Below are 21,635 nucleotides of genomic sequence, written 5' to 3' on the forward strand. Positions count from 1 at the left end.
GTTGGACGGCGGGACCGGCGGGACGTATCCGCGCGGGACGGGATCGACACGGATGCCCTCGCGGACGCGGATGCCGACGGGAACGCGGACGCTGCCACGGACCGTACCGCGTGCGCGTGCGCGTGCGGGGTATCGGGTTCGCGCGACTGGACGCCGGTGATCCACCCGGCCACGGTCGCGGCGGCCCCGGCCGATCGGCCTGACCACCGGCCTTACCACCGGTCCGACCACCCGTCTGATCGCCTGCCCGGGGCCACCGGTCTGGTCGTGGGCCCGGGCCATCAGCCTGATCGTCGGTCTCCGCCGGCCTGGCGGGCCTCCCGCATCCAGTCGGCGGAGGCCCTGCGCCGCTGAGCGCGGCTCACGCGCCCGTCGTCAGCGGCCGTTCCCCTTCGCGGGGGCGCGGCGGCGGCCCTGGGAAGGACGGCTCCGGCGGCCGCGTGACGCGGAGGCCGGACGGGCGGCCGGTTGCTCGGTGACCGGCGGGGTGAGGACGACCGGGACGCCCGAGGGGGCCTGGGCGCCGGTGATGCGGTTCAGTTCGGTGCCGCCCGAGCGGACCCTCGTGGTCGTCGGGGTGATGCCGGCGACGGCCATCAGCCGGGTCATGTCACGGCGCTGGTGCGGCAGGACGAGCGTGACGACCGTGCCGGACTCGCCGGCCCGGGCCGTACGGCCGCCCCGGTGCAGATAGTCCTTGTGGTCGCCCGGCGGGTCGACGTTGACGACGAGGTCGAGGTCGTCGACGTGGATGCCGCGTGCCGCGACGTTCGTGGCGACCAGGGCCGTCACGTCACCGTCCTTGAACTGGCTCAGGGCCCGGTTGCGCTGGGACTGCGACTTGCCGCCGTGCAGGGCGGCGGCGCGCACGCCGACCGCCAGCAGCTTCTTGACCAGCCGGTCCGTCGCGTGCTTGCTGTCCAGGAACATGATCACCCGGCCGTCACGGGCGGCGATCTCGGTCGTGGTGGCGTGCTTGTCGTCGTCCTCGATGTGCAGCACGTGGTGGTCCATCGTCGTGACCGCGCCCGCGGACGGGTCGACGGAGTGGACGACGGGGTCGTGGAGGTAGTCGCGGACCAGCCGGTCGACGTTGCGGTCCAGGGTGGCCGAGAACAGCATCCGCTGGCCGTCGGGACGCACCTGGTCGAGCAGCGCGGTCACCTGCGGCATGAAGCCCATGTCGGCCATCTGGTCGGCCTCGTCCAGGACGGTGATCGCGACACGGTCCAGCCGGCAGTCGTCACGGTCTATGAGGTCCTTGAGCCGGCCGGGTGTCGCGACGACCACCTCGGCGCCGCCGCGCAGCGCGCTGGCCTGACGTCCGAGGGACATGCCGCCGACCACCGTGGTGAGCCGCAGGCGCAGCGCACGGGCGTAGGGGGTGAGGGCGTCGGTGACCTGCTGGGCCAGTTCACGGGTGGGGACGAGGACGAGGGCCAGCGGCTGCCGGGGCTCGGCCCGCTGCCCCGCCGTACGGGCCAGCAGGGCGAGACCGAAGGCGAGCGTCTTGCCCGACCCGGTGCGGCCCCGGCCCAGGACGTCCCGCCCGGCCAGTGAGTTCGGCAGGGTCGCGGCCTGGATGGGGAACGGGGCGGTCACCCCTTCGGCGCGGAGCGTCTCCAGCAGCCGTGCGGGCAGGTCCAGTTCATCGAACGCGTCGACCGCCGGCAGCGCGGGCGTGACCGTGACCGGCAGAGCGAACTCCCCACCGGCGGCGGCCACGGCGGGTCCACCGCCACGCCGGCTCCGACCGTTCCTGGGCGCACCGTTCTTGGGGGCACCGTTCTTCGCCGCACCGGCCTTGGCCGCACCGTTCTTCGCCGCACGGGAGGGAGCGCCCGGGTTGCCCGCCGCCGCGCCCGTCCCCTGCGAGCGGGCACGGTTGCCCCGGGACGTGCCGGTGCCGGCGGAGTTCTTGTCCGTGCGGGCGGCAGAGCCCTTCTCCGTACGGGGGCGGGAGGAGGAGCTGCTGCTGTTCGTACGAGCCGTGCGGTTCATGGGGACCTTCCTCGATGCGGCGGCGCCTGTCGCACACGAGCCGGGGCCCGCACCTTTCGGGCGCGGGCCCCGGCTCATGCGTACGCGTCAGAGTCAGGCGGGAACGATGTTCTCGGCCTGGGGGCCCTTCTGGCCCTGCGTGACGTCGAAGGTCACCTTCTGGCCTTCCTGAAGCTCACGGAAGCCGGAGGTGGCGATGTTCGAGTAGTGGGCGAAGACGTCCGGGCCGCCACCCTCCTGCTCGATGAAGCCGAAGCCCTTTTCCGAGTTGAACCACTTCACGGTGCCGGATGCCATGCTGAAACTCCCTTGATGCAGTGCCCGGAGCCGCACTTTGCGGACCCGGTGTCGCAGCACGGTTCGACCCACGGGAAGATCTGACCCGGAAAGTCCCGGAAACAACAAAGAGTGCTCGTCGACGGAAGGTCGAAGAGCACTCAGAAGCCTCTGGTAACCAAAACTGCCACTTCATGGCAAGGTAGCACAGGCTCGGGGTGAGTGGTGTGAGACACCGGACACCCCGAGCAAAAACTTCAGCCCTGGGGCGGTGCGGGCGGGGCCGGAGGCCGGTCCGGCGGGTACGGCTGGGGGGCGGGCGCGGCCTGCCAGGGCTGCGCGGGCTGCGGCTGCGGGGTCTGCCAGGGCTGCGGCGGCTGCGGCGGCTGCGGCGGCTGCGGGGACTGCCAGGACCGTGCGGGCCCGGGGGAGGTCGCGGCGGGGCGGCGGGTGGCCAGGACGGTCGTCACGGTCGCGCCGAGTGCCGGCAGACAGGCGACGGTCAGGAGATAGAAACCGGCGCCGTAGGTCGTGGTCCGCTCGCCCGTGTCCCACTGGGTGTCGTTGAACGCGTCCGTCACCACCATGAGCGTCGTGCCGAGGAGCAGCACCGCGCTCCCGACGGCGAGTGCGGGGCCCAGCGGGAGCCGGCGGCTGCGGCCGGTCAGCAGGAGTACGGCCGCGGCGACGGCCAGCAGACCGCCGATGAGCAGCGGGATCCCGGAGAACTGCGTGACCGTGGTCGTCTCCTCCCCGGTTGCCCAGCTGGAGTAGGACCACGCCTTCGCGACGTTGTGGTAGATCGGCTCATCCCGTTCCTCGCTGAGGTACTGGACCGATGTGTCCAGCGTGGCGAACGAACCGCCGATGGCGAGGAGGGCGCCGAGCACCAGCAGCGAGCCGGACACCCGGTCCAGGACCGCCGCCGGGTCGCCCGGCGGGGCGGTCGGTCTGTAGCCGGGGTGCGGAGGTGCGGGGTGACCCGCGTACGGGCCGGACTGCGTCGGTTCCGTCATCTTCCGATGATAGGGAGCGGAGATCGCGTGCATAAGGTGAAATACCCTGCCGGATAGGCGAGTTGGGGCTACAGTGCTCGCCCTCGTTCATGGTTGGTCCGTGGTCGGGATATCGGATCGGCATACGTCCACCTCGAACCATCACTGTGCGACCGAAATTCGTTACTCTCCGGGCATGTCTCTCCTCGGTCGCCGACGAAGCACGACCAGACTCGCCCCCGAACTCGACGACACGGACCTCGGGAAGGTGCGCAAGCGTCTTGTGGAGAGGGGGAGTTCGGGCGGTCGCAGCCTCGCGGTGGCCATGATCGAGCAGCTGCTGCGCGACACCGGCCGGGACTGGGACCGCAGGGCCCACCGGCTGAGCGTCCTCGCGGAGTCGACGTCACCGGCCCTGCAGCGCTCCTGGGCCGAGGAGCAGCCACAGGACCCGGACGCGCGACTGCTGTTCGCCTGGGGTGTCCTGCTGCGGGCGCGGTACGAGGAGCAGCCGGTCCCGGGGGAGACCCGGGAGGCGCTCGACGCCTGCGAGCGGGCCGCCGGGCTGCGGCCCGAGGATCCCACCCCCTGGGTGGTGCGGCTCGGTCTGCTGCGGCTGTGGCGCCGGCCGGGCGCGGAGGTCTTCCCGCTCTGGGACGAGATCGTCCGACGCGACCCCTGGCATCGCGAGGCGCACTTCCAGATGCTCGGCTATCTGTCGCCGTGGGAGTGCGGTTCGCACGCGCAGACCGTCGACTTCCTCGACCGGGTGCGCGCGGGAACGGCGCCCACGGCCCCGACGGCGGGCCTGGAGATCGCCGCCCTCGTCGACCTCTACCAGGGCACCGTCGACCAGGGCGGGCTGGAAGCCCTCACCGCCGTCCAGCTGTGGAGCCGCCCGAACGCGGTGGCGGCCCTGGGCCGCGCGCTGGCCGACTGGCCCCGCCCCGGCTATCTGACCCATGCCGCGGCGGTCGCCGACCTCAACCTGCTGGCGTACGCGCTGGTGCAGGCGAAGCGGGCCGGGGAGGCGGGCGAGGTGTTCCGCGCGATCGGCGGCATGGTCACGCCGTACCCCTGGGCCCTGGAGAGCGGTGACCCCCTGCTGTCCTTCGGCGGCTGGCAGCAGCGCGCGACGGGCTGACCGGACGCGGGTCCCCTGCGGGGGGCTGGGGGCTGGGGGCGAGGGGGGTGCGGTTGCGTCGGTGGGTGCGGGGCCGGTGGGGCTTCTCGCGCAGTTCCCCGCGCCCCTGAAAGGCAGGCCCCGGCTCTTCAGGGGCGCGGGGAACTGCGCGACCAGCCCCCACGCGCCCGCACCCGCGCCCGCAGCCGCAAACGACCCTCCGCTCCTACCGTCGGCTGGGTGTACCGGCCAGTAGGGGCATCGTTATGCCCGCCAGCAGCGCGCCCGGCACGGCCAGGGCGAGCCAGACCGCCGTGGTGGTGTCACCGCCGATGAGGGTGGTGAAGTTGGAGATGATCAGCCAGATGGCCCCGGCGATGCCAACGGCGCCCAGGGCGGGGGCGATCAGGGTGTTCCAGAGCCGGGTGTCGCCGGACCGCTCCTGGCGGAAGTACACGATGACCGACACGGAGGTCAGCAAATACAGCAGCATGATCGCCAGTACGGCGAGACCGCTGAGCCAGGAGAAGAGGGTGAGGACGGGGTCCTCGCCCGCGAGGGCGAAGGGGAAGACCAGCAGGGCGGCGATCGCGGTCTGCACGACACCCGCGAGCCACGGCGACTGGCGGCCGTTGAGCGAGCTCAGCCCGCGCGGCAGCAGGCCCTCCCGGCCGAGGGAGAACAGGTAGCGGTTGGCGGAGTTGTGGAAGGCCAGGATGCTGGCGAACAGCGAGGTGGCCAGCAGGATCGGCAGCGCGTCGCCCGCCCACGCGCCCAGCTCCGCGGAGACCGGCGCGGCGACGAACGCGGCGCCGTCCCCGGCCTCCAGGGCCTTGCCCGCGGCCGCCGCACTCGCGGACGCGCCGTGGGCCGAGATCAGCATCCAGGACGTGAAGGCGAAGAACGCGGTGACCAGGACGACCGCGAGATAGGTGGCCCGGGGGACCGTGCGGTGCGGCTCGCGCGCCTCCTCGCCGTAGATCGCGGTCGCCTCGAAGCCGAACATCGACGCCACCGCGAACATCAGCGCCACCCCGGGCGCGCCGTCGAGCGCCGCCGACAGGGAGAAGGAGGCACCGGGGGCCAGTCCTTCGGGGCCGCCGCCCTTGAGGAGCATCACCACGCCGAAGACCAGCAGCAGGCTGATCTCGGCCAGCACGAACACCGCGAGCACCTTGGCGCCCACGTCGACGCCGGTCGCGCCGAGGCCCTGGACGACCACCATCGTGCCGAGCGCGAACAGCCACCAGGGCACGTCCAGTTCCAGGTACTGGAGGGCCAGTCCGTTCATGACGGCACCGAACAGGCCGTACACCGCCGCCTGGATGGCGTGGTAGGCGAGCAGCGCCACGCCCGCGCTGCCCGCGGCGGCCGTCCCACCGAGACCCTTGCCGACGTAGGAGTAGAAGGCGCCCGCGTCGACCACGTGGCGGCCCATCGCGACATAGCCGACGGAGAAGAGCAGGACGACCACCCCGGCCACCACGTACATCGCGGGGACGCCGGGGCCGTTGCCGATGGCTATCGCGACCGGTGCCGCTCCGGCGACACCGGTCAGCGGCGCCTGTGCGGAGAGCACGAAGAAGAGGATGCCCAGGACGCCGAGCGCGTTCTGTTTGAGGGAGCCGGTGGACGCGTAGCCGTCGCCGGCCGCGTGCCGCATTCTGGACGCACTTGTAGACATGCCTCACCTGTCGGGCGGAAGAGAAGGATGTGGTTTCGGCTCAAACGAGCTGCCCCATGTTTGCCTCAACGCGCCTGCCTGGCAAGGGAGTGACACGTGTAGGGCCACAGATTGTTCGGGTGCGTACGACCGTCCGTGTCCGCGCGGCGCCCGGCTCCGGTCAGCTGCCCGGTCGGCGCCGTCAATGCGGTCGGCGCAGGCCCGCGACGAGGGCTCCGGCGAGTCGGCGGGCGTCGTGGTGGGGATTGTTCTCGGCGCTGATGCCCCCCGCGCCGCCATCGGCCAGGCCCTCGCCGCCGGCTTCCCCCACATCGTCCTCGGCCTGCCGGTGCCCTACCCCGCCGACGTCGCGCGATGGCTGACCGGCGAGGTCATCTCCGAGTCCGTGTAGTCGGCCGGTCCCAGGGGTCCGCCTCCCCGTGGGGGCGGCGGACGGCCCGGCGTCCCGGGGTGACCTCGGGGGCGCCCCGGGGGTCTGATGCTCACGCGACGGTCGCGAAATAGATTGAAAGGGATGCGAGGGGACATACCGAAGGTAGCGATCGGAACATGGGTGGAGAGCTCGGTGAGAGCGAGATGAGCGGACATGGAACGTCGGGTCGTCGGCGAATCGGGAGCGGGCCCCGGCCCGGACGCGGTCGGTGAAGCGCTCACCGCGCGGGCCACCGTCGACGAACACGGCACCGTGACCGGCTGGAGCGCCGGCGCCGAACACCTCCTCGGATACACGCCGACGCAGATCCTGGGCAGGCCGGCCGCCTCCCTGCTCGCCGAGGATCCCCCGGCGGGCGACCTCCCCTCCTTCGCCGACCTGCCGAGGTGGCACGGCACCCTCGTCCTCCGGCACCGCGACGGCCGCCGGGTGGAGGTCAAGGTCCTCGCGCATCACCGCACGTCGTACTGCGGGACCCGTGACTGGTTCCTGGTCTCCGCGCTGACCGGGACGCGGCCCCGCCCCGCCGACGACGCGCTCGCGCTGCACGGTTTCCTCGACTCCCCGTCCTGCGCGACCTCGGTGCACGACATGGACCTGCGCTGGCGCCGGTCCAACCGGGGCTCGCGCGGCGCCCTGGGCCTGAGCGACGACGACCTGCGCGGGCTGCGGATGGCCGAGGCGGTGGACGACCCCGCCATCGCGGAGGTCGAGCGGCTGATGCGGCGGGCCCTGGAGACCGGCGAACCGCAGTACATGGAGAACCACGCGCGCGCCCCCGGCGAGACCCGCGAGCACGCCTGGTCGGTCCACCTCTACCGGCTGGAGGACGACAACGGCCGCGTGCTCGGCGTGGCCACCACCGGGCACGACATGACGGAGCAGTACTGGGCACGCAAACGCCTCCAGCTGATCGCCGAGGCCGGCCGGCGCATCGGCAGCACCCTGGACGTGACACGGACGGCGCAGGAACTGGCGGACATCGCGGTCCCGGACCTCGCCGACTTCATCAGCGTCGACCTGCTGGCGTCCCTCGACGACCTGCGCGAACCGCCTCCGCACGTCCCCGCGGCCGGCCGCGCCCTGGCCCTGCGGCGCGTCGCGCACCGGTCCGTGTATCCGGGGAGTCCCGAGGCGGTCGTCGCGCCCGGCGAGGTGGACGAGTACCCGGACGGCTCGCCGCCGGTGGAGAGCCTGCGCTCGGGGCGCGCCGTGCTGTACCGGGTGACCGAGCCGGCGATCGCCGACTGGGTGGCCCAGGACCCGGTCCGGACCTCCCGTATCCGTGAGTACGGGTTCCACTCGGCGATGACCGTGCCCCTGTCGGCACGCGGGACCACCCTGGGGGTCGCCGTCTTCGCCCGCCACCGGCACCCCGACCCCTTCCAGCAGGACGACCTCGTCCTGGCCGAGGAACTGGCGGCCCGGGCGGCGGTCAGCATCGACAACGCGCTGCGCTACACGCGCGAACGGGGCACGGCCGTCACCCTGCAGCGCAGCCTGCTCCCGCAGAGCCTGCCCGAGCAGACGGCGGTCGAAGTCGCCTCCCGCTACCTCCCGGCCGGCGCCCGGGCCGGGGTGGGCGGCGACTGGTTCGACGTGATCCCGCTGTCCGGGGCGAGGGTGGCGCTGGTCGTCGGCGACGTCGTGGGGCACGGCATCCACGCCTCCGCGACCATGGGCCGACTGCGCACCGCCGTCCGCACCCTCGCGGACATCGACCTGCCCCCCGACGAACTCCTCACCCACCTCGACGACCTCGTGGCCCGCCTGGCCACCGAGGCGGAGGGCGCGGAACGGGCCGCGGGGGGAGGGGGGACCGCTGAGGGAGTGGCCATGGGTGGGGGGAGGGGGAGTACGGGAGAGGCGAGCCCGGGCGGGACGAGCGGAGGCGGGACGAGCGCGGGAGGGTTGGGCGCGGGGGTCCCGACCAAGGGAGACGCGGGTGCGGGAGGCGTGGGCGCGGGAGACGTGGGTGTGGGTGGCCTGAGCGCGGGAGGCGTGGGTGTGGGTGGCCTGGGGGCGGGTGCGGGCCTCGGCATGGGAGACGTGACCGCCGGTGTCGTCGGGGCGACGTGTCTGTACGCCGTGTACGACCCCGTCTCGCGCCGGTGCACGCTCGCCCGGGCGGGGCATCCGCTGCCGGTCGTGGTGAGCCCGGACGGCGCCGCCGAACTGCTCGACCTTCCGGCGGGGCCCCCGCTGGGTCTGGGCGGTCTGCCCTTCGAGTCGCTGGAGACCGAGCTGCCGGAGGGCGGCCTGCTCGCCCTCTACACCGACGGTCTGATCCAATCCCGGAACACCGCGACCGGAAACGGCGACAGCGCCGGCCTCGATGACATCGACGACGGCATCACCCGGCTGCGTCGGACCCTCGTCGGCCCCGCCGCCTCCCTGGACGCGTTGTGCGACCGGGTCCTGGGCGCCGTACTGCCCGAGCGGCCCACCGACGACGTGGCCCTGCTCATCGCCCGCCCCCGGGCACTCGACCCCGACCTGGTCGCCACCTGGGACGTGTCCCCCGACCCCTCCGCCGTCGCCGAGGCCCGCAAGAACGCCCTCGGCCGGCTGGAGAGCTGGGGCCTGAACGACGCGGCCTTCGTCACCGAGCTGGTCGTCAGCGAACTGGTCACCAACGCCATCCGGCACGCCGAGCCGCCCGTCCAACTGCGTCTCATCCACGACCGAAGCCTCATCTGCGAGGTCTCGGACGCCAGCAGCACGGCACCCCACATGCGCCGCGCCCGCACCTACGACGAAGGCGGCCGGGGCCTGCTCCTGGTCGCCCAGCTGACCCAGCGCTGGGGCACCCGCCCCACCCCCACGGGCAAGACGATCTGGACGGAACAGACCCTCGGGACCCCGTGGTGAGTCACGGCCTGCCCTGCTTGGGCCCGTTGAGGGTGTCGGCGGCATGCCGGGGGCCGCGCCCGGACGAGAACTGGCCGACGAGCTCACGGAAACAGACCAGCGCGGTGATCGGTGGAATTCCGACGATCACCATGGCCAGCATCGAACTCGGTGACTGACCGATGCACAGGGCCACCGCCGTGCCGGAGGAGAGCAGTATCACCGCCCAGGACCGCCGAGCGGTCCGGTGCTGAACGGATGCCCGGATAATGGACAGACCCGCCAGGAGCCACGGCCCGTACACGGTCAGCGGCCACCAGCGCGCCAGATTCTCCGACACCACCAGCACGGCGATGCCGCGTAGCTGACTGTACGAATAAGAGAGGGACCAGTACAACATAATCATTGCGCACAGGGCGATCGTCGTGATTAAGATCGCCACAGGAATGATTTTCTGGTTCCCGGAAAAGATGTGAGCACCCGGGCGTGGCCGCCGTCGGCTGACCGGGCGGCGCGGACGATCGCGGACGCCCTGCAGGGTAGGGGCGGGTCCCATGGTGTGCGCCGTGTACGGCATGTGGATCAGCTCGTCGATCGGATCCCATACGCCGGACGAGGCCCTCGGGCCAGGGAGCCAGATGGACTGCGTCTCGAGCGTCTCGAGCGGCTGGGTCCCGTCAAGGTTTTGGTCTACCGCATCATAATCGGTTCGCATGATGACACCTGTCCATTCGGGATCCGCTTTTCCGACCGGCACGAGAGGGGTCGACGCCCGCTTTTTGGCATTCGGGAGAATAGCGATCAGCGGGGATTTTCGCGAGTTTCGAATCCCGGTGAATTGCCGATGAAATGGTGAACGTGCGCGTGCCTCCGAACGGGTGGACTCGCCGGACCGCGTACCGGCCGGGCGTCTCCGCCCGGGCCCGGCTGGTGAGCCTGGCCCCTCTGGTCCCTGATCCGGAAGAGGCGTCCCGGCATGCGACGTACCCCCTCCCGCCGTCCGTTCGCCGCCGCCCTGCTGGTGGCGTCCGTGCTGACCCCGACGGCGGTGGCGCCCGCCACGGCCGTCCACGCCGCGCCCCCCACGGCCGTCGACCGGTACGACAGGGACGAGTGCCCGCCGGACGGCCTCGGCCCCGAACTGACCGCGCGGCTGGACGAGGCCGTCGTGGGCGTCCGCCGGGAGGCCGGCATCCCCGGCGCCGCCGTCGGGCTGTGGATGCCGGGCCAGGGGTGCTGCGTCCGGGCGACCGGGGTCGCCGACACCGCCACCCGCAGGCCGATGACCACCGACCTGTTCATGCGGATCGGCAGCGAGACCAAGACCTTCACGGTCACCGCGCTGCTCGAACTCCTCGACGACCGCCGGATCCGGCTGGACGACCCGATCTCCCGCTATATGCGCGGCGTGCCGGGCGGTGACCGCATCACGTTGCGTCAGCTCGCGGAGATGCGCAGCGGCCTGTTCCCGTACAGCGCCGACCCGGACTTCACTAAGGCCCTGTTGAGCGACCCGACCCGCTCGTTCACGCCCCGGGGACTGCTCGCGTACGGCTTCCGGCACGCGAACCCCTTCGCTCCGGGCGAGCGGTTCCAGTACTCCAACACCAACCTCACCCTGCTCGGCCTGGTGATCGAGAAGGTCAGTGGTCAGCGCCTGGCCGACTTCATCCACCAGCGAGTGCTCCGCCCCGCCCACCTGCGTCACACGCTGTTCCCCCAGGGGCGCGAGTTCCCCGAGCCGCGCGCACGGATACACCAACCAGACGCTGAGCGGTGAGATCGCGGACGCCACGGACTGGAACCCCAGCTGGGCCTGGGCGGCCGGGGCGATGATCTCGGACCTGCGCGATCTGCGCCGCTGGGCCAGGATCGTCGCCACCGGGACGCTGCTCAGCCCGCAGACCCAGCGGGAGCGGCTCACGATGCTGCCGACCGGCTTCCCCGGCACCAGCTACGGCCTCGGCATCTTCGACTCCGACGGCTGGATCGGGCACAACGGCTCCATCCCGGGCTAACAGAGCGTCACCGTCCACCTGCCGTCGCGGAAGGCCACCCTGGTGCTCCTGCTCAACACCGACGTCACCTACGAGGGCCAGGAGCCGTCCTCGCTGCTCGCCCGTGCGATCACGGAGATCGTCACCCCGGACAACGTCTACGACGGCCCGGCGCCCCCGCGTTGAGCAAAATGCCGCAAATATGCGTATAAGCCGCTCCGGGTCGGATACCCGCACGGCATGATGCGGACATTGAGGCGGCACGGAAGGCACGCCGAACACGCCGAACACGCCGAACACGCCGAACACGCCGAACACGCCGAACACGCCGAACATGGCGGGCACGCCGAACATGGCGGGCAGGGCGGAACCGTCACGGACGGCGAGGTCACCGAGACCGCGCGTGCGTCGGACGCCGGGCCGGACGAGCAGGTGGAGCGGCGGGCGCCGGACAGCCCCACGGACCTGCCCAAGGGCTCCTGGCGATCGGTGCTGAAGGGCACCCTGAAGGAGTTCAAGAAGGACGAGCTGACCGACCGGGCGGCGGGGCTGACCTACTACGGGATCCTGGCCCTGTTCCCGGCTCTGCTGGCGCTCGTGTCCCTGCTGGGGATCGTCGGGCAGTCGGCCACGCAGCAGGTGCTGGACAACATCCAGACGCTCGCCCCCGGCGCGGCACGGGACGTCCTCACCAACGCCGTCCAGCAGATGCAGGGCAACGCCGGGCTCGGCTCCGTCATGGCGATCGTGGGTCTGGCGCTCGCGGTGTGGTCGGCCTCCGGCTACGTCGCGGCGTTCATCAGGAGCGCGAACGCGGTGTACGACATCCCCGAGGGCCGCCCGGTGTGGAAGGTGCTGCCGGTCCGGGTCGGCGTGACGGTGGTGCTGATGGTCATGGCCGTGATCAGCGCCCTGATCGTGGTGTTCACCGGCGGCCTCGCCCGGGAGGTGGGCACCGCGCTCGGGGTGGGCGACACGGCGCTCACCGTGTGGTCGATCGCGAAGTGGCCGGTACTGGTCCTCCTGGTCACGATCATGATCGCGGTCCTCTACTGGGCCACCCCGAACGCGCGGATCCGTGGCTTCCGCTGGATCACACCGGGCAGTTTCCTCGCGCTGGTGATCTGGATGATCGCCTCGGCCGGTTTCGCCTTCTACGTGGCGAACTTCGGCTCGTACAACAAGACGTACGGTGCGATCGCCGGCGTGATCATCTTCCTGGTGTGGCTGTGGATCACGAATCTGGCGATCCTCGTGGGCCTGGAGTTCGACGCGGAACTGGCCCGCCGGCGCGCCATCGCGGGCGGCCACCCGCCGGACGAGGAGCCGTACGTCCGGCCGCGCGACACCCGCACGTGGGACGACGAGGACCGCCGCCGCCTCGGATCCTGAGGCGGCTGTCCTCCAGGGCGCGATATTCGCCGTCGTCGAAGCCGTCGTCGACCGAGGCGGCGCCGCCGCGACCCTCGCCTGACCGGGGCCTGGCCCGGCTGTCCCCCTCACGGACCGTGGCCGATTCGCGGACGGCGGTCGTGCCGAGGGCGGCGGTTGTGTCGAGGGCGGCGGTTGTGTCGAGGGCGGGCGCGGGACACGCCGTCGGATGGACTATCCGCCTGTTTGTGAGGTCTCTGGTCATATCTTGCGGAATATGAAGAAATGGCATATTGGCTATCTGGCATGCATCGTGGCGGTCATCGGGGTGGGGCTCGGGGCCGCCCCGCAGGCCGTCGCCGACCATCAGACCCATGTGGTCTTCCCGGGGGAGTCGATCCAGAAGGCGGTGGACGCCGCCGGGGCGGGCGACACCGTGCTCGTGACCTCCGGCACGTACCGCGAGAGCGTCAAGGTGAGCACACCCGGGATCACCCTGCGCGGCATGGGCCCCGGCACCGTCGTCGCACCGGCCGTGAAGAAGGCCGCCGACGGCTGCGGCGACAGCGGCAACGGCATCTGCGTGATCGGGACCAAGGATCGCAAGGTCGAGGACGTCACCGTCGCCTCCCTGACCGTGACCGGCTTCGCCGGGTCCGGGGTGTTCGCCCTGGACACGGACAGGCTGACCGTGCGGCGCGTGGTCGCCGTGAAGAACGGCGTGTGGGGCATCGCCCAGGAGCGCTCGGTGCGCGGTGTGTTCCACAAGAACACCGCCCGCGACAACGGCGACGCCGGTCTGTTCCTCGCGAACACCATCAAGGCCGAGCAGGGCGCCACGGACACCGGCGGAACCGTGGTCGCGCACAACCGCCTGGAGGGCAACCGGATCGGCCTCACCGTCCGGCGCCTGCGCAACCTCATCGTCGCGGACAACCACCTCACCGGAAACTGCGCGGGCATCTTCGTCGTGGGCGACGAGAACAAGCCGAGAGCCGGCGCCCTGACCGTGCGCGACAACCACATCGCGCGCAACAACAAGTCCTGCCCCAAGACCGCGCGACTGGACGCGCTGCAGGGCACCGGCATCGTGCTCACCGGCGCCGAGGACACCCTGGTGACACGGAACCGGATCATCGGGAACGCCGGTACCTCCCCGCTGTCGGGCGGCATCGTCGTGTGGAAGAGCTTCGTCGGCACCACCAGCGAGCGGAACCGGATCACCGACAACGTGCTGGAGGGCAACGCCCCGGCGGACATCGTCAACACGGACACCGCCGGCAAGGGCAACACCTTCACGGGCAACACCTGCCGGGCGTCCAAGCCCGCGGGACTGTGCTGACCGGCCGTGGTCGCTCATGAACTCGAAGAAGGAAGGCGTCACATGACGACCGCCCGGACCGCGAAAGCGGTACCCACGGCACAGGCCGCACAGGCCGCGCAGACCCAACAGGCCGTACCCGCGGCACCGGTGCCACCGGCGCCCATGCGGTTCAGGGAGCTCGTGTTCGGGGCGGCCGTCGCCGCCGCCCTCCGCGCGGCCGCCCGGCTGGGGGTCGCCGACGCCCTCGGCGACACCCCGCTGTCCGTGGAGAACCTCGCCGCGGCGGTGAAGACCGAACCGAAGCCGCTGCGGCGGCTGTTGCGGGCCCTGTCCTGCCACGGCGTCTTCGCCGAGCGGCCGGACGGGACGTTCACGCACACCGACATGTCCCGGCTGCTGCGCGAGGACGATCCGCACAGCCTGCGCGCCATCGCCCTGTGGTGCACCGAGCCGTGGACCTGGGACGCCTGGCCGAGGCTGGACGAGGCGGTGCGCTCCGGCCGTAACGTCGTCGAGGACCTGTACGGCAAGGAGTTCTTCGTCTACCTCAACGAGGACGCCCCGGAGTCGGCCGACGTCTTCAACCGCGCCATGACCACGTCCAGTGTGCAGTCCGCGCGGGACGTCGCCGAGTTCCTCGACCTGTCGGGGAGTTCGTCCGTCGCCGACATCGGCGGTGGTCAGGGGCATGTGGTGGCGAGCCTGCTGGAGAAGCACCCGGCGCTGCACGGCACCCTGCTCGATCTGCCGCGCGTGGTGGAGAAGGCCGACCCCCGGCTGCGTCCGGGCGGCGCGCTCGCGGACCGGATGCGGGTCGTCCCCGGCGACTGCCGCGAGGCCGTCCCGGTCCGGGCCGACGTGTACGTCATCAAGAACATCCTGGAGTGGGACGACGACAGCACGGCCCGGCTGCTGCGCAACGTCATCGGGGCGGGCGGTCCCGGCACGCGGGTCGTGGTCATCGAGAACCTCGTCGACGACACGCCCTCGATGCGGTTCAGCACCGCCATGGACCTGCTGCTGCTCCTCAACGTCGGAGGGGCCAAGCACACCACCGAGAGCATGACCCGCAGACTGACGGACGCGGGGCTGGTCATCGACGACGTACGGCCGGTCAACGCCTATCTCCACGCGTTCGACTGCCACGTGCCGGGCTGAGCACCGGAACCCCGGAACCCCGGAAGCCCGGAACCCCGGAAACCCGGAACCCCGGAAACCCGGGAAGAACTGACCGCCGGGCCCGCGCCATCGCGGGCCCGGCGGCCGGTGTTCGGTGTGCGGTGTTCGGCCGGCGGGTCAGCCGGCCGGGTCGCGCTCCCAGAGGTAGAAGCGCCGCGCCATCGCGTCCTTCGGGGAACGCCAGGTCGCCGGGTCGTACGCGCTGACATGGGCGGTCAGCCGGTCGCTGATGTCCCGGAACTCCGGGTGCCCGGCCGCCTTGGCGATGGCGGGGCCGGGGTCGCGCTCGGACTCGATGAGGTGCAGGTACACATCGTCGAACTGGAAGAGGCTGCGCCGGGAGACCCCGATGAGGTGCGGCAGCTCCCCCCGGTCGGACTCCTCGAAGATCTTGGCGATGTCGGGGGCGGCACCCGGGGCCATCCGGGCGACGATCAGGGTCTGGTGCATGGGGGTGTTCTCCGTCCGGCTCAGTCGGTCAGGCCCGGCGCGGCACCGCGTTCGGCGGCGGCCTTCTCGATGCGGTCCCGGATCAAGGCCATCTGGACCTTGGAGTTCCGGTTGATGTTGTTCGTCATCCAGTCGTCGTCGACCGGCGCGTCCGGCTTCATCGCGAAGTCCTGCGTCCACACCATCCGGGTGCCGCCCTGGACCTTCTCGTACTCCCACACGATGTTCATGTGGGCGAAGGGTCCGGTCTCGACGCGACGGGCCCGCACGCGGAGCGCGTCGCGGTCCGTCTCCCGTTCCGAGACCCAGCTCCACACCTTGCCGTTCTCGTCGGGGTGCATGGTCAGCCGGAACGTCACCTTGTTCCCCTCCTGGGAGAGGATCTCGGCGGTGGCGTACTCGCTGAACAGCCGGGGCCAGTTCGCGACGTCGTTGGTCATGTCCCAGACCAGGTCGACCGGCGCGCCGATGACGATCTCGTTCCGCGTGTGCCCGGCCATGTCAGGCACCCGCCAGAAGCGCGCTGTTGACCTGTTCGAGGAACTCCCGGGGACTCTTGCTCTTCTCCGCGTCCGGCGGCATCGGCGTCCCGTACCGGTTCTCCAGCTCGCCCACGATGCCGAGCAGACCGAGCGAGTCGATACCGAGGGCGTCGAAGCCGGACTCGTACCGCTGCCGGAGTTCCTCCGGGCCGACGGTGACTCCGGCGGCCTTCTTCATGAGCTCGGACAGCTCTTCCACGGTGATGCGGTCACTCATGCGATTTCTCCCTTGTTGGTGGTGCTACGGGGCGTCGCCGGTGCCGAGCCGGAGCACCAGCGCCGAGTTCGACCCCATGAGTCCTCGGCTGAGGACCAGCGCCGTGCGCGATTCGACGGCGCGGGCGCGGGTGGTGACGAGGTCGAGGTCGTGACAGACGTCGAAGACGTTGGGGGTCGGCGGGATCACGCCGTGCTCCATCGAGAGCACCGCCGCCGCGACGTCCAGCACGGCCGCCGCGCCGTTGCCCCGGCCGATGGCCGTCTTCGGCGCGGTGACGGGGACGCGGGTGCCGTGCGCGCCGAGGGCGTCCGCGATCGCCAGCGCCTCGGCACGGTCCGCCGCCGGTACGCCGAGGGCGTCGGCGAAGACCACGTCGATCTCCTCGGGGGCGCAGCCGGCCTCGTCCAGGGCGACCCGGATCGCCTCGGCGAGTCCCGCCCGGGACTCCTCCCAGCGGGAGGCGCCGGTGAACGTCGCCCCGTGGCCCGCCAGCAGGGCCCGTACGGGCGCGCCCCGTTCCCGGGCCGTGCCCTCGGCCTCCACGACCAGCATGGCGCCGCCCTCGGCGGGCACGAATCCGCAGGCCGCCGCGGTGAACGGGCGGTAGGCGCGGTCCGGGTCGTCGACGGCGCTCAGCTCCTCGTAGCCGAGCTGGCAGACCACCGAGTAGGGGGCGAGCGGCGCCTCGGTCGCGCCGGCCACCATCACGTCGGTGCCGCGCCGCACGGCCCGCGCCGCGTGCGCCAGGGCGTCCAGGCCGCCCGCCTCGTCGGAGGCGATCACCCCGCAGGGGCCCTTGAAGCCGCGCCGGATGGAGATCTGGCCGGTGCTCGCGGCGTAGAACCAGGCGATCGACTGGTACGGCCCGACGAAGCGGCTGCCCTTGGACCACAGCTGCTGCAGCTCCCGCTGCCCGAACTCGCCGCCGCCGGAGCCGGCCGCGGTGACCACGCCCACGGAGAACGGCGCGGCGTCGGTCTCGGGCCGGTGCAGGCGGGCGTCGTCGAGCGCCTGGTCGGCGGCGGCCATCGCGAAGTGCGTGAACCGGTCGGTCTGGACGAGGTAGCGCTCCTCGACCGCCGACGGCGGGTCGAAGTCGCGGACCTCGCCCGCCACCCGCAGCGGCAGGTGCTCGCACCCTTCGCGGGTGACCCGGTCCAGGACGCTGATGCCTTCCCTGGTGGACTTCCAGAACGTCGCGGTGCTGGTTCCGTTGGGCGCGACCACGCCGATTCCGGTGACGGCCGCGCGCCGAGGACGCCGTTCGCTCATCGTGTCTTCTCCCTCGGCAGGCTCAGGACCACCGCGGACTGGAACCCGCCGAACCCGCTGCCCACGGAGAGCACATGGGTCAGCCGCCGCTCGCGGGCGACGCGCGGGACGTAGTCCAGGTCGCACTCGGGGTCCGGGGTCTCGTAGTTCGCGGTGGGCGGGACGACCTGGTGGGTCAGGGCCAGCGCACAGGCGACGACCTCGATCGCGCCGATCGCGCCCAGGGAGTGGCCCACCATGGACTTGATGGAGCTCATGGGGGTGTCGTAGGCGTGCGCGCGGAGCGTCCGTTTGACGGCGGCCGTCTCGTGCCGGTCGTTCTGCTTGGTGCCCGACCCGTGCGCGTTGACGTAGTCGACGGCCGTACGGTCGAGCCGGGCGTGGTCGAGGGCGTCCTCGATGGCCCGGGCCATCTCCAGGCCCTCGGTGGTCAGACCGGTCATGTGGTAGGCGTTGCCGAAGGTGGCGTAGCCGCCGATCTCGCAGTACACGTGCGCGCCCCGGGCCCGGGCGTGTTCCAGCTCCTCCAGGACGAGTACGGCGCCGCCCTCGCCCATGACGAACCCGTTGCGGTCGGCGTCGAAGGGGCGGGAGGCGTGGGCCGGGTCGTCGTTGTTGGGGGAGGTGGCCTTGATCGCGTCGAAGCAGGCCATGGTGATCGGGGAGATCGGCGAGTCCGAGGCACCGGTTATGCAGATGTCGGCCCGGCCCTCCTCGATCGTGTGGAAGGCGTACCCGACGGCGTCGAGACCCGAGGTGCAGCCGGTGGAGACGGTCTGCACCGGCCCGCGGGCCTCGAAGCGTTCCGCGACCGTCGAGGCGAGGGTGCTGGGCGCGAACGCCCGGTGCAGATGCGCCCCGGCCTCCCGGTGATCCACGTCCCAGCGCTGCCCGCGATGGCTGACCAGGACGTAGTCGTGCTCCAGTCGGGTGGTGCCGCCGACCGCGGTGCCCAGGGAGACCCCGACCCGCCACGGGTTCTCCGTGGCGAGGTCGAGCCCGGAGTCGCGTACCGCCTCCTCGCCCGCGACCAGGGCGAACTGGATGTACCGGTCGCAGCGGGCGGTCTGCTCCGCGTCCAGTCCGTGGGCCGCCGGGTCGAAGTCGCACTCGGCGGCGATCCGCGAACGCAGCCCGGACGGGTCGAAGAAGGTGATGCCGCGCGTCGCCGTACGGCCGCCTGCCAGCAGGTCCCAGAACGCCGGGACCCCGATGCCGCCCGGGGCGACGATGCCTATGCCGGTGACCGCCACGCGCCTGGTCATGAGCGGACCTGGGCTCGTTCGGCCGCCCGTCCCGCACTCTTGTGGGCCACCTCCACCGGGATCGGTACGCCGTTCGCGTCCTCCGTGTCGACGTGGCCGAGCGGCGGGCTCGGGGCCAGCGGACCGAGGTGGAAGACCATACGGGCCTCCACGTTGCCCACGTTGCGGAAGCGGTGCCGCATGTGGGCGGGGATCAGGAGCCCCTGTTCCGGCCGCAGCTCGTGGGGCTCGCCGTCCAGGTCCACCTCCAGCTGCCCGCAGATGACGTAGATGAACTCCTCGGAGTACGGGTGGTAGTGCTCGGCGATGCGGTCGCCGGGCGCCACGATGGCCACGCCCATGAAACCGCTGGTGGAGCCGACTGTGGTGGGGGTGAGCATGGCGCGCAGATCGCCGCCGCGCCGGGTGTTGGGCTCGACCTCGCTGACATCCACGATTCCGGGATGGCGTTTGATCACGACGTTCCTCCGAACATGAGCTGCATCGGACAGGTGCTGCATCGGCATGGGGCGGGGCCGGCATGGGGCGGGGCCGGCATGGGGCGGGACCGGTACGGCCCGGCTGCCGGGGGGTCAGGCGTCGGGCGCCCGGCGGTCGGTGACGAGGTCCATGCGGGCGACCGTGAGCAGGCGGGCGGGGGCGCTGTCCTTCGGCGAGCCGTCCATGCCGAGGGCGGTGCCGTCGAGGAGCGCCGTCAGTTCGGCCGCCCGGGCGCGGTCGGTGAGACCGAGCACGGGGCCGGGGTCGGCGTCGAGCCCGCCGCGTACGTCGACCAGTCGCACCACGATGTCGTCGCGCTGGAAGATCGTGCTGCGCAGCACCGGGCCCTGCGGGTCGTCCGCCGCCGCCTCGTCCTGCCGGGCGAGCAGCTCGGCCAGCCGCAGACCGCAGCCCTCGCGGGCCGGGTAGTACAGCGCGTGCCGTACGGCGTCCGGGCTCTCCTGGCCTGCCGTCACATGATGGACGGCGGGCAGCGCCGCACGGGTGAAGAAGACCCGGGCCGAGTCGGGGTCGTCGAGGTCCCGGTCCTGCTCCAGATAGGGGTTGAGGGCCTCCTCCACGGCCCGTACCTCGGGCTGCCGGGCGACGTGCCGCAGCGCGGCGAGCAGGTCGCCCCGTACCTCGACGGCCCGGACCACCCGGTTGCCGTGCATGAACAGGGAGGTGCGGCACAGCCGGGTGGTGTCGTCGACCCTCGGCTCCGGTGCGGCGTAGTCGGCGAGGATCTTCGCGACCTTCTCCTCGCTGCCCGGCTTGACCGTGAAGGTGAGCGCGTGCCGGATCAGGCCGTCACCGATCCGGGGCGAGGTCTGCAGCCGGCGCTTGCCGGGCGCGGCGTCCTGCGCCGGGCCGCCGGTCTCGCGGACGATGTGGAAGCGGAGCGAGCGGGTGTCCCGCACACAGTCGTGCAGGGGCCTCACCATCTGCACGTGTTCCTCGCTGTTCACCCAGGTGAGGAAGGGCGGGGCGCTCTCCCACTCGCTGGTGATGAGCCACTGGGAGGGGTTCTCGATGGACTGGCACAGCTGGTCGCTGACATGCCCGGGAACGGACGCGACCTGGTTGCACAGCTGCTCGTACGCCTCCAGGAACTGCTGCTGGGCACCGTCGTAGACGTCCACCAGCAGGACGACACGGAGCCGGGAGCCGTCGAAGACGGACTGGGAGACACGCTGCGACACCTGTCGCTTCGGGGTCTTCGATACACGTTCGGACGTGGTGGTCATCCTGCGCACATCTCCTCGGTGGGGGGCGAAGACGGACGGACGTCGGCCGGATCGGCGCGACGTCGGCGTGACGTCGGCGTGCCTCGATCCTGAGCCCGGCCCCTCGGGCGCGCGACTCGTATGCACTACGCGGGTGACCGGTGCACCAGGCGGGTGACCGTTGCATCACGTGGGTGACCGGTGCATCAGGCGGGTGACCGGCCGGGCCGTCACGCGGCACGGCCGGTCACGGCGGCTATCGCGCCCGGCACGGGTCAGGCCACGCTTCCGGCCGTCTTCTTGCGGCGCGCCGCGTACAGGCCGGTCGCGGCGACGGCCAGGACGGCCAGCCCGCCGGCGGTCACCGCGGGCGAGGCCAGGCCACCGCCACCGGTGTGCACCCCGCCGCTGGGCTTCTCGTGGCCGCCGCCCCAGGACTCCTTGTCCTGCTTCCCGCTCCAGGAGCCGCCGTCCTGCTTCGCGGTGCCGGAGCCCTTGCTCTGCCCGGCGGTGCCGGAGGTCGCGTCCGGCTGCCCGGTCGGGTAGCCGCCGTCCTGCTTGCCGCTCCAGCTGTCCTCGGTCACCGAGGACAGGGCGCCGCCACCGGCGTGCACGCCACCGCGCGGCGCGTCGTGACCCTTCTCGCCGTGCTCCGAGCCGTACTCCTTCTTGCCGTGCTCCGAGCCGTACTCCTTCTTCTCGTCCTTCCCCTTGTCGTGCTCCTTGCCGTAGGAGGAGTCCGTGTGGTCCCAGTCGTCCCCGGCCGCGTACGCGCCGGGCGCGCCGAGCGCGAGGACGGCCGAAGCCGCCGCCGTGGCCATGAGCATGCGAGCAGAGCGCATCTGACGATCCTTCCGTCGACGGGCGGGCAGCTGGCGCTTCGTCAGCTGTGGTGACCCGCCCCCGACGTGATCCACCGTCAGCCAGTCGCCCTTCCGCCACCACTC

General features: G+C 71.9%; 19 protein-coding genes and 2 pseudogenes. 8 read left to right on the plus strand and 13 right to left on the minus strand.

The genetic code is table 11. From position 1 onward, the window contains the following. Positions 1-375: 375 nt before the first annotated feature. The 3 genes from OG272_RS26270 to OG272_RS26280 form a co-directional block, all read right to left on the minus strand. The gene (locus OG272_RS26270) at positions 376-2,001 is read right to left on the minus strand and encodes a DEAD/DEAH box helicase (RefSeq protein ID WP_327728624.1); all 1,626 of its coding nucleotides are present in this window, start codon (positions 1,999-2,001) and stop codon (positions 376-378) included. A gap of 93 nt (positions 2,002-2,094) precedes the next feature. After that, positions 2,095-2,298 (minus strand): cold-shock protein, encoded by a 204-nt coding sequence (locus OG272_RS26275; RefSeq protein WP_005483357.1) that lies wholly within the window; start codon positions 2,296-2,298, stop codon positions 2,095-2,097. A gap of 236 nt (positions 2,299-2,534) precedes the next feature. Beyond that, positions 2,535-3,293, minus strand: a complete 759-nt coding sequence (locus OG272_RS26280; RefSeq protein WP_405895023.1) for a hypothetical protein — start codon at positions 3,291-3,293, stop codon at positions 2,535-2,537. A 175-nt stretch (positions 3,294-3,468) separates the two neighbouring features. On the opposite strand from OG272_RS26280, the gene OG272_RS26285 reads away from it, so the two are divergent. After that, entirely contained in the window at positions 3,469-4,416 is a 948-nt protein-coding gene (locus OG272_RS26285; protein WP_327728622.1) for a hypothetical protein, read from the plus strand. A gap of 205 nt (positions 4,417-4,621) precedes the next feature. Here OG272_RS26285 and OG272_RS26290 read toward each other — a convergent pair whose 3' ends face one another. Beyond that, complete coding sequence (locus OG272_RS26290) at positions 4,622-6,058, minus strand: APC family permease (protein WP_327732165.1); 1,437 nt, start codon at positions 6,056-6,058, stop codon at positions 4,622-4,624. A 205-nt stretch (positions 6,059-6,263) separates the two neighbouring features. Here OG272_RS26290 and OG272_RS26295 point away from each other — a divergent pair, with 205 nt between their 5' ends. Both OG272_RS26295 and OG272_RS26300 read left to right on the plus strand, forming a co-directional pair. Then, complete coding sequence (locus OG272_RS26295; protein WP_405895025.1) at positions 6,264-6,470, plus strand: hypothetical protein; 207 nt, start codon at positions 6,264-6,266, stop codon at positions 6,468-6,470. Positions 6,471-6,665: 195 nt separating this feature from the next. Beyond that, positions 6,666-9,383 (plus strand): SpoIIE family protein phosphatase, encoded by a 2,718-nt coding sequence (locus OG272_RS26300; RefSeq protein ID WP_327728620.1) that lies wholly within the window; start codon positions 6,666-6,668, stop codon positions 9,381-9,383. A gap of 1 nt (position 9,384) precedes the next feature. Here the strand turns inward: OG272_RS26300 and OG272_RS26305 are convergent, their stop codons facing one another. Next, positions 9,385-10,077: a DUF2637 domain-containing protein gene (locus OG272_RS26305; protein WP_326580160.1), complete on the minus strand. Its 693-nt coding sequence runs from the start codon at positions 10,075-10,077 to the stop codon at positions 9,385-9,387. Positions 10,078-10,338: 261 nt separating this feature from the next. Here OG272_RS26305 and OG272_RS26310 point away from each other — a divergent pair. The 5 genes and pseudogenes from OG272_RS26310 (at position 10,339) to OG272_RS26330 (ending at position 15,212) form a co-directional block, all read left to right on the plus strand. Beyond that, positions 10,339-11,545: pseudogene (locus OG272_RS26310) on the plus strand (serine hydrolase domain-containing protein). A gap of 54 nt (positions 11,546-11,599) precedes the next feature. After that, positions 11,600-12,751: a YihY/virulence factor BrkB family protein gene (locus OG272_RS26315; RefSeq protein ID WP_405895028.1), complete on the plus strand. Its 1,152-nt coding sequence runs from the start codon at positions 11,600-11,602 to the stop codon at positions 12,749-12,751. Between the two features lies 1 nt (position 12,752). Continuing rightward, a pseudogene (locus OG272_RS26320) lies at positions 12,753-12,850 on the plus strand (DUF4235 domain-containing protein); the annotation flags it as partial. Between the two features lie 157 nt (positions 12,851-13,007). After that, a complete protein-coding gene (locus OG272_RS26325) occupies positions 13,008-14,072 on the plus strand; it encodes a right-handed parallel beta-helix repeat-containing protein (RefSeq protein ID WP_327728618.1) in 1,065 nt (354 codons plus the stop codon). A 42-nt stretch (positions 14,073-14,114) separates the two neighbouring features. Beyond that, positions 14,115-15,212 carry a methyltransferase gene (locus OG272_RS26330; RefSeq protein ID WP_405895030.1) on the plus strand — a complete coding sequence of 366 codons (1,098 nt, stop codon included), beginning with the start codon at positions 14,115-14,117 and terminating at the stop codon, positions 15,210-15,212. A gap of 138 nt (positions 15,213-15,350) precedes the next feature. Here the strand turns inward: OG272_RS26330 and OG272_RS26335 are convergent, their stop codons facing one another. From OG272_RS26335 to OG272_RS26370, 8 genes are all read right to left on the minus strand, one after another. Beyond that, positions 15,351-15,683 carry a TcmI family type II polyketide cyclase gene (locus tag OG272_RS26335; protein WP_326580154.1) on the minus strand — a complete coding sequence of 111 codons (333 nt, stop codon included), beginning with the start codon at positions 15,681-15,683 and terminating at the stop codon, positions 15,351-15,353. A 20-nt stretch (positions 15,684-15,703) separates the two neighbouring features. Further along, entirely contained in the window at positions 15,704-16,183 is a 480-nt protein-coding gene (locus tag OG272_RS26340) for an SRPBCC family protein (protein WP_326580152.1), read from the minus strand. A gap of 1 nt (position 16,184) precedes the next feature. Beyond that, the gene (locus OG272_RS26345) at positions 16,185-16,442 is read right to left on the minus strand and encodes an acyl carrier protein (RefSeq protein ID WP_326580150.1); all 258 of its coding nucleotides are present in this window, start codon (positions 16,440-16,442) and stop codon (positions 16,185-16,187) included. Positions 16,443-16,466: 24 nt separating this feature from the next. Further along, the gene (locus OG272_RS26350) at positions 16,467-17,717 is read right to left on the minus strand and encodes a beta-ketoacyl synthase N-terminal-like domain-containing protein (RefSeq protein WP_327728617.1); all 1,251 of its coding nucleotides are present in this window, start codon (positions 17,715-17,717) and stop codon (positions 16,467-16,469) included. Beyond that, positions 17,714-18,982 (minus strand): beta-ketoacyl-[acyl-carrier-protein] synthase family protein, encoded by a 1,269-nt coding sequence (locus tag OG272_RS26355; RefSeq protein WP_328506612.1) that lies wholly within the window; start codon positions 18,980-18,982, stop codon positions 17,714-17,716. The genes OG272_RS26350 and OG272_RS26355 overlap by 4 nt, the downstream gene beginning before the upstream one ends. Further along, positions 18,979-19,440, minus strand: coding sequence for a cupin domain-containing protein (locus OG272_RS26360; RefSeq protein ID WP_328506611.1), 462 nt, complete (start codon positions 19,438-19,440; stop codon positions 18,979-18,981). The genes OG272_RS26355 and OG272_RS26360 overlap by 4 nt, the downstream gene beginning before the upstream one ends. Before the next feature lie 114 nt (positions 19,441-19,554). Beyond that, positions 19,555-20,709 (minus strand): SchA/CurD-like domain-containing protein, encoded by a 1,155-nt coding sequence (locus OG272_RS26365; RefSeq protein WP_326580142.1) that lies wholly within the window; start codon positions 20,707-20,709, stop codon positions 19,555-19,557. A gap of 254 nt (positions 20,710-20,963) precedes the next feature. Continuing rightward, the gene (locus OG272_RS26370; RefSeq protein WP_327728614.1) at positions 20,964-21,530 is read right to left on the minus strand and encodes a hypothetical protein; all 567 of its coding nucleotides are present in this window, start codon (positions 21,528-21,530) and stop codon (positions 20,964-20,966) included. Positions 21,531-21,635: the final 105 nt, after the last annotated feature.

This window comes from Streptomyces sp. NBC_00104, from assembly GCF_045160825.1.
Lineage (GTDB): Bacteria > Actinomycetota > Actinomycetes > Streptomycetales > Streptomycetaceae > Streptomyces.

What these genes read in the sequence shown, in the direction of transcription:
- OG272_RS26270 (WP_327728624.1), bottom strand. Translation starts at nt 2,001, where the DNA reads ATGAACCGCACGGCTCGTACGAACAGCAGCAGCTCCTCCTCCCGCCCC.
- OG272_RS26275 (WP_005483357.1), bottom strand. Translation starts at nt 2,298, where the DNA reads ATGGCATCCGGCACCGTGAAGTGGTTCAACTCGGAAAAGGGCTTCGGC.
- OG272_RS26280 (WP_405895023.1), bottom strand. Translation starts at nt 3,293, where the DNA reads ATGACGGAACCGACGCAGTCCGGCCCGTACGCGGGTCACCCCGCACCT.
- OG272_RS26285 (WP_327728622.1), top strand. Translation starts at nt 3,469, where the DNA reads ATGTCTCTCCTCGGTCGCCGACGAAGCACGACCAGACTCGCCCCCGAA.
- OG272_RS26290 (WP_327732165.1), bottom strand. Translation starts at nt 6,058, where the DNA reads ATGCGGCACGCGGCCGGCGACGGCTACGCGTCCACCGGCTCCCTCAAA.
- OG272_RS26295 (WP_405895025.1), top strand. Translation starts at nt 6,264, where the DNA reads ATGCGGTCGGCGCAGGCCCGCGACGAGGGCTCCGGCGAGTCGGCGGGC.
- OG272_RS26300 (WP_327728620.1), top strand. Translation starts at nt 6,666, where the DNA reads ATGGAACGTCGGGTCGTCGGCGAATCGGGAGCGGGCCCCGGCCCGGAC.
- OG272_RS26305 (WP_326580160.1), bottom strand. Translation starts at nt 10,077, where the DNA reads ATGCGAACCGATTATGATGCGGTAGACCAAAACCTTGACGGGACCCAG.
- OG272_RS26315 (WP_405895028.1), top strand. Translation starts at nt 11,600, where the DNA reads ATGATGCGGACATTGAGGCGGCACGGAAGGCACGCCGAACACGCCGAA.
- OG272_RS26325 (WP_327728618.1), top strand. Translation starts at nt 13,008, where the DNA reads ATGAAGAAATGGCATATTGGCTATCTGGCATGCATCGTGGCGGTCATC.
- OG272_RS26330 (WP_405895030.1), top strand. Translation starts at nt 14,115, where the DNA reads ATGACGACCGCCCGGACCGCGAAAGCGGTACCCACGGCACAGGCCGCA.
- OG272_RS26335 (WP_326580154.1), bottom strand. Translation starts at nt 15,683, where the DNA reads ATGCACCAGACCCTGATCGTCGCCCGGATGGCCCCGGGTGCCGCCCCC.
- OG272_RS26340 (WP_326580152.1), bottom strand. Translation starts at nt 16,183, where the DNA reads ATGGCCGGGCACACGCGGAACGAGATCGTCATCGGCGCGCCGGTCGAC.
- OG272_RS26345 (WP_326580150.1), bottom strand. Translation starts at nt 16,442, where the DNA reads ATGAGTGACCGCATCACCGTGGAAGAGCTGTCCGAGCTCATGAAGAAG.
- OG272_RS26350 (WP_327728617.1), bottom strand. Translation starts at nt 17,717, where the DNA reads ATGAGCGAACGGCGTCCTCGGCGCGCGGCCGTCACCGGAATCGGCGTG.
- OG272_RS26355 (WP_328506612.1), bottom strand. Translation starts at nt 18,982, where the DNA reads ATGACCAGGCGCGTGGCGGTCACCGGCATAGGCATCGTCGCCCCGGGC.
- OG272_RS26365 (WP_326580142.1), bottom strand. Translation starts at nt 20,709, where the DNA reads ATGACCACCACGTCCGAACGTGTATCGAAGACCCCGAAGCGACAGGTG.
- OG272_RS26370 (WP_327728614.1), bottom strand. Translation starts at nt 21,530, where the DNA reads ATGCGCTCTGCTCGCATGCTCATGGCCACGGCGGCGGCTTCGGCCGTC.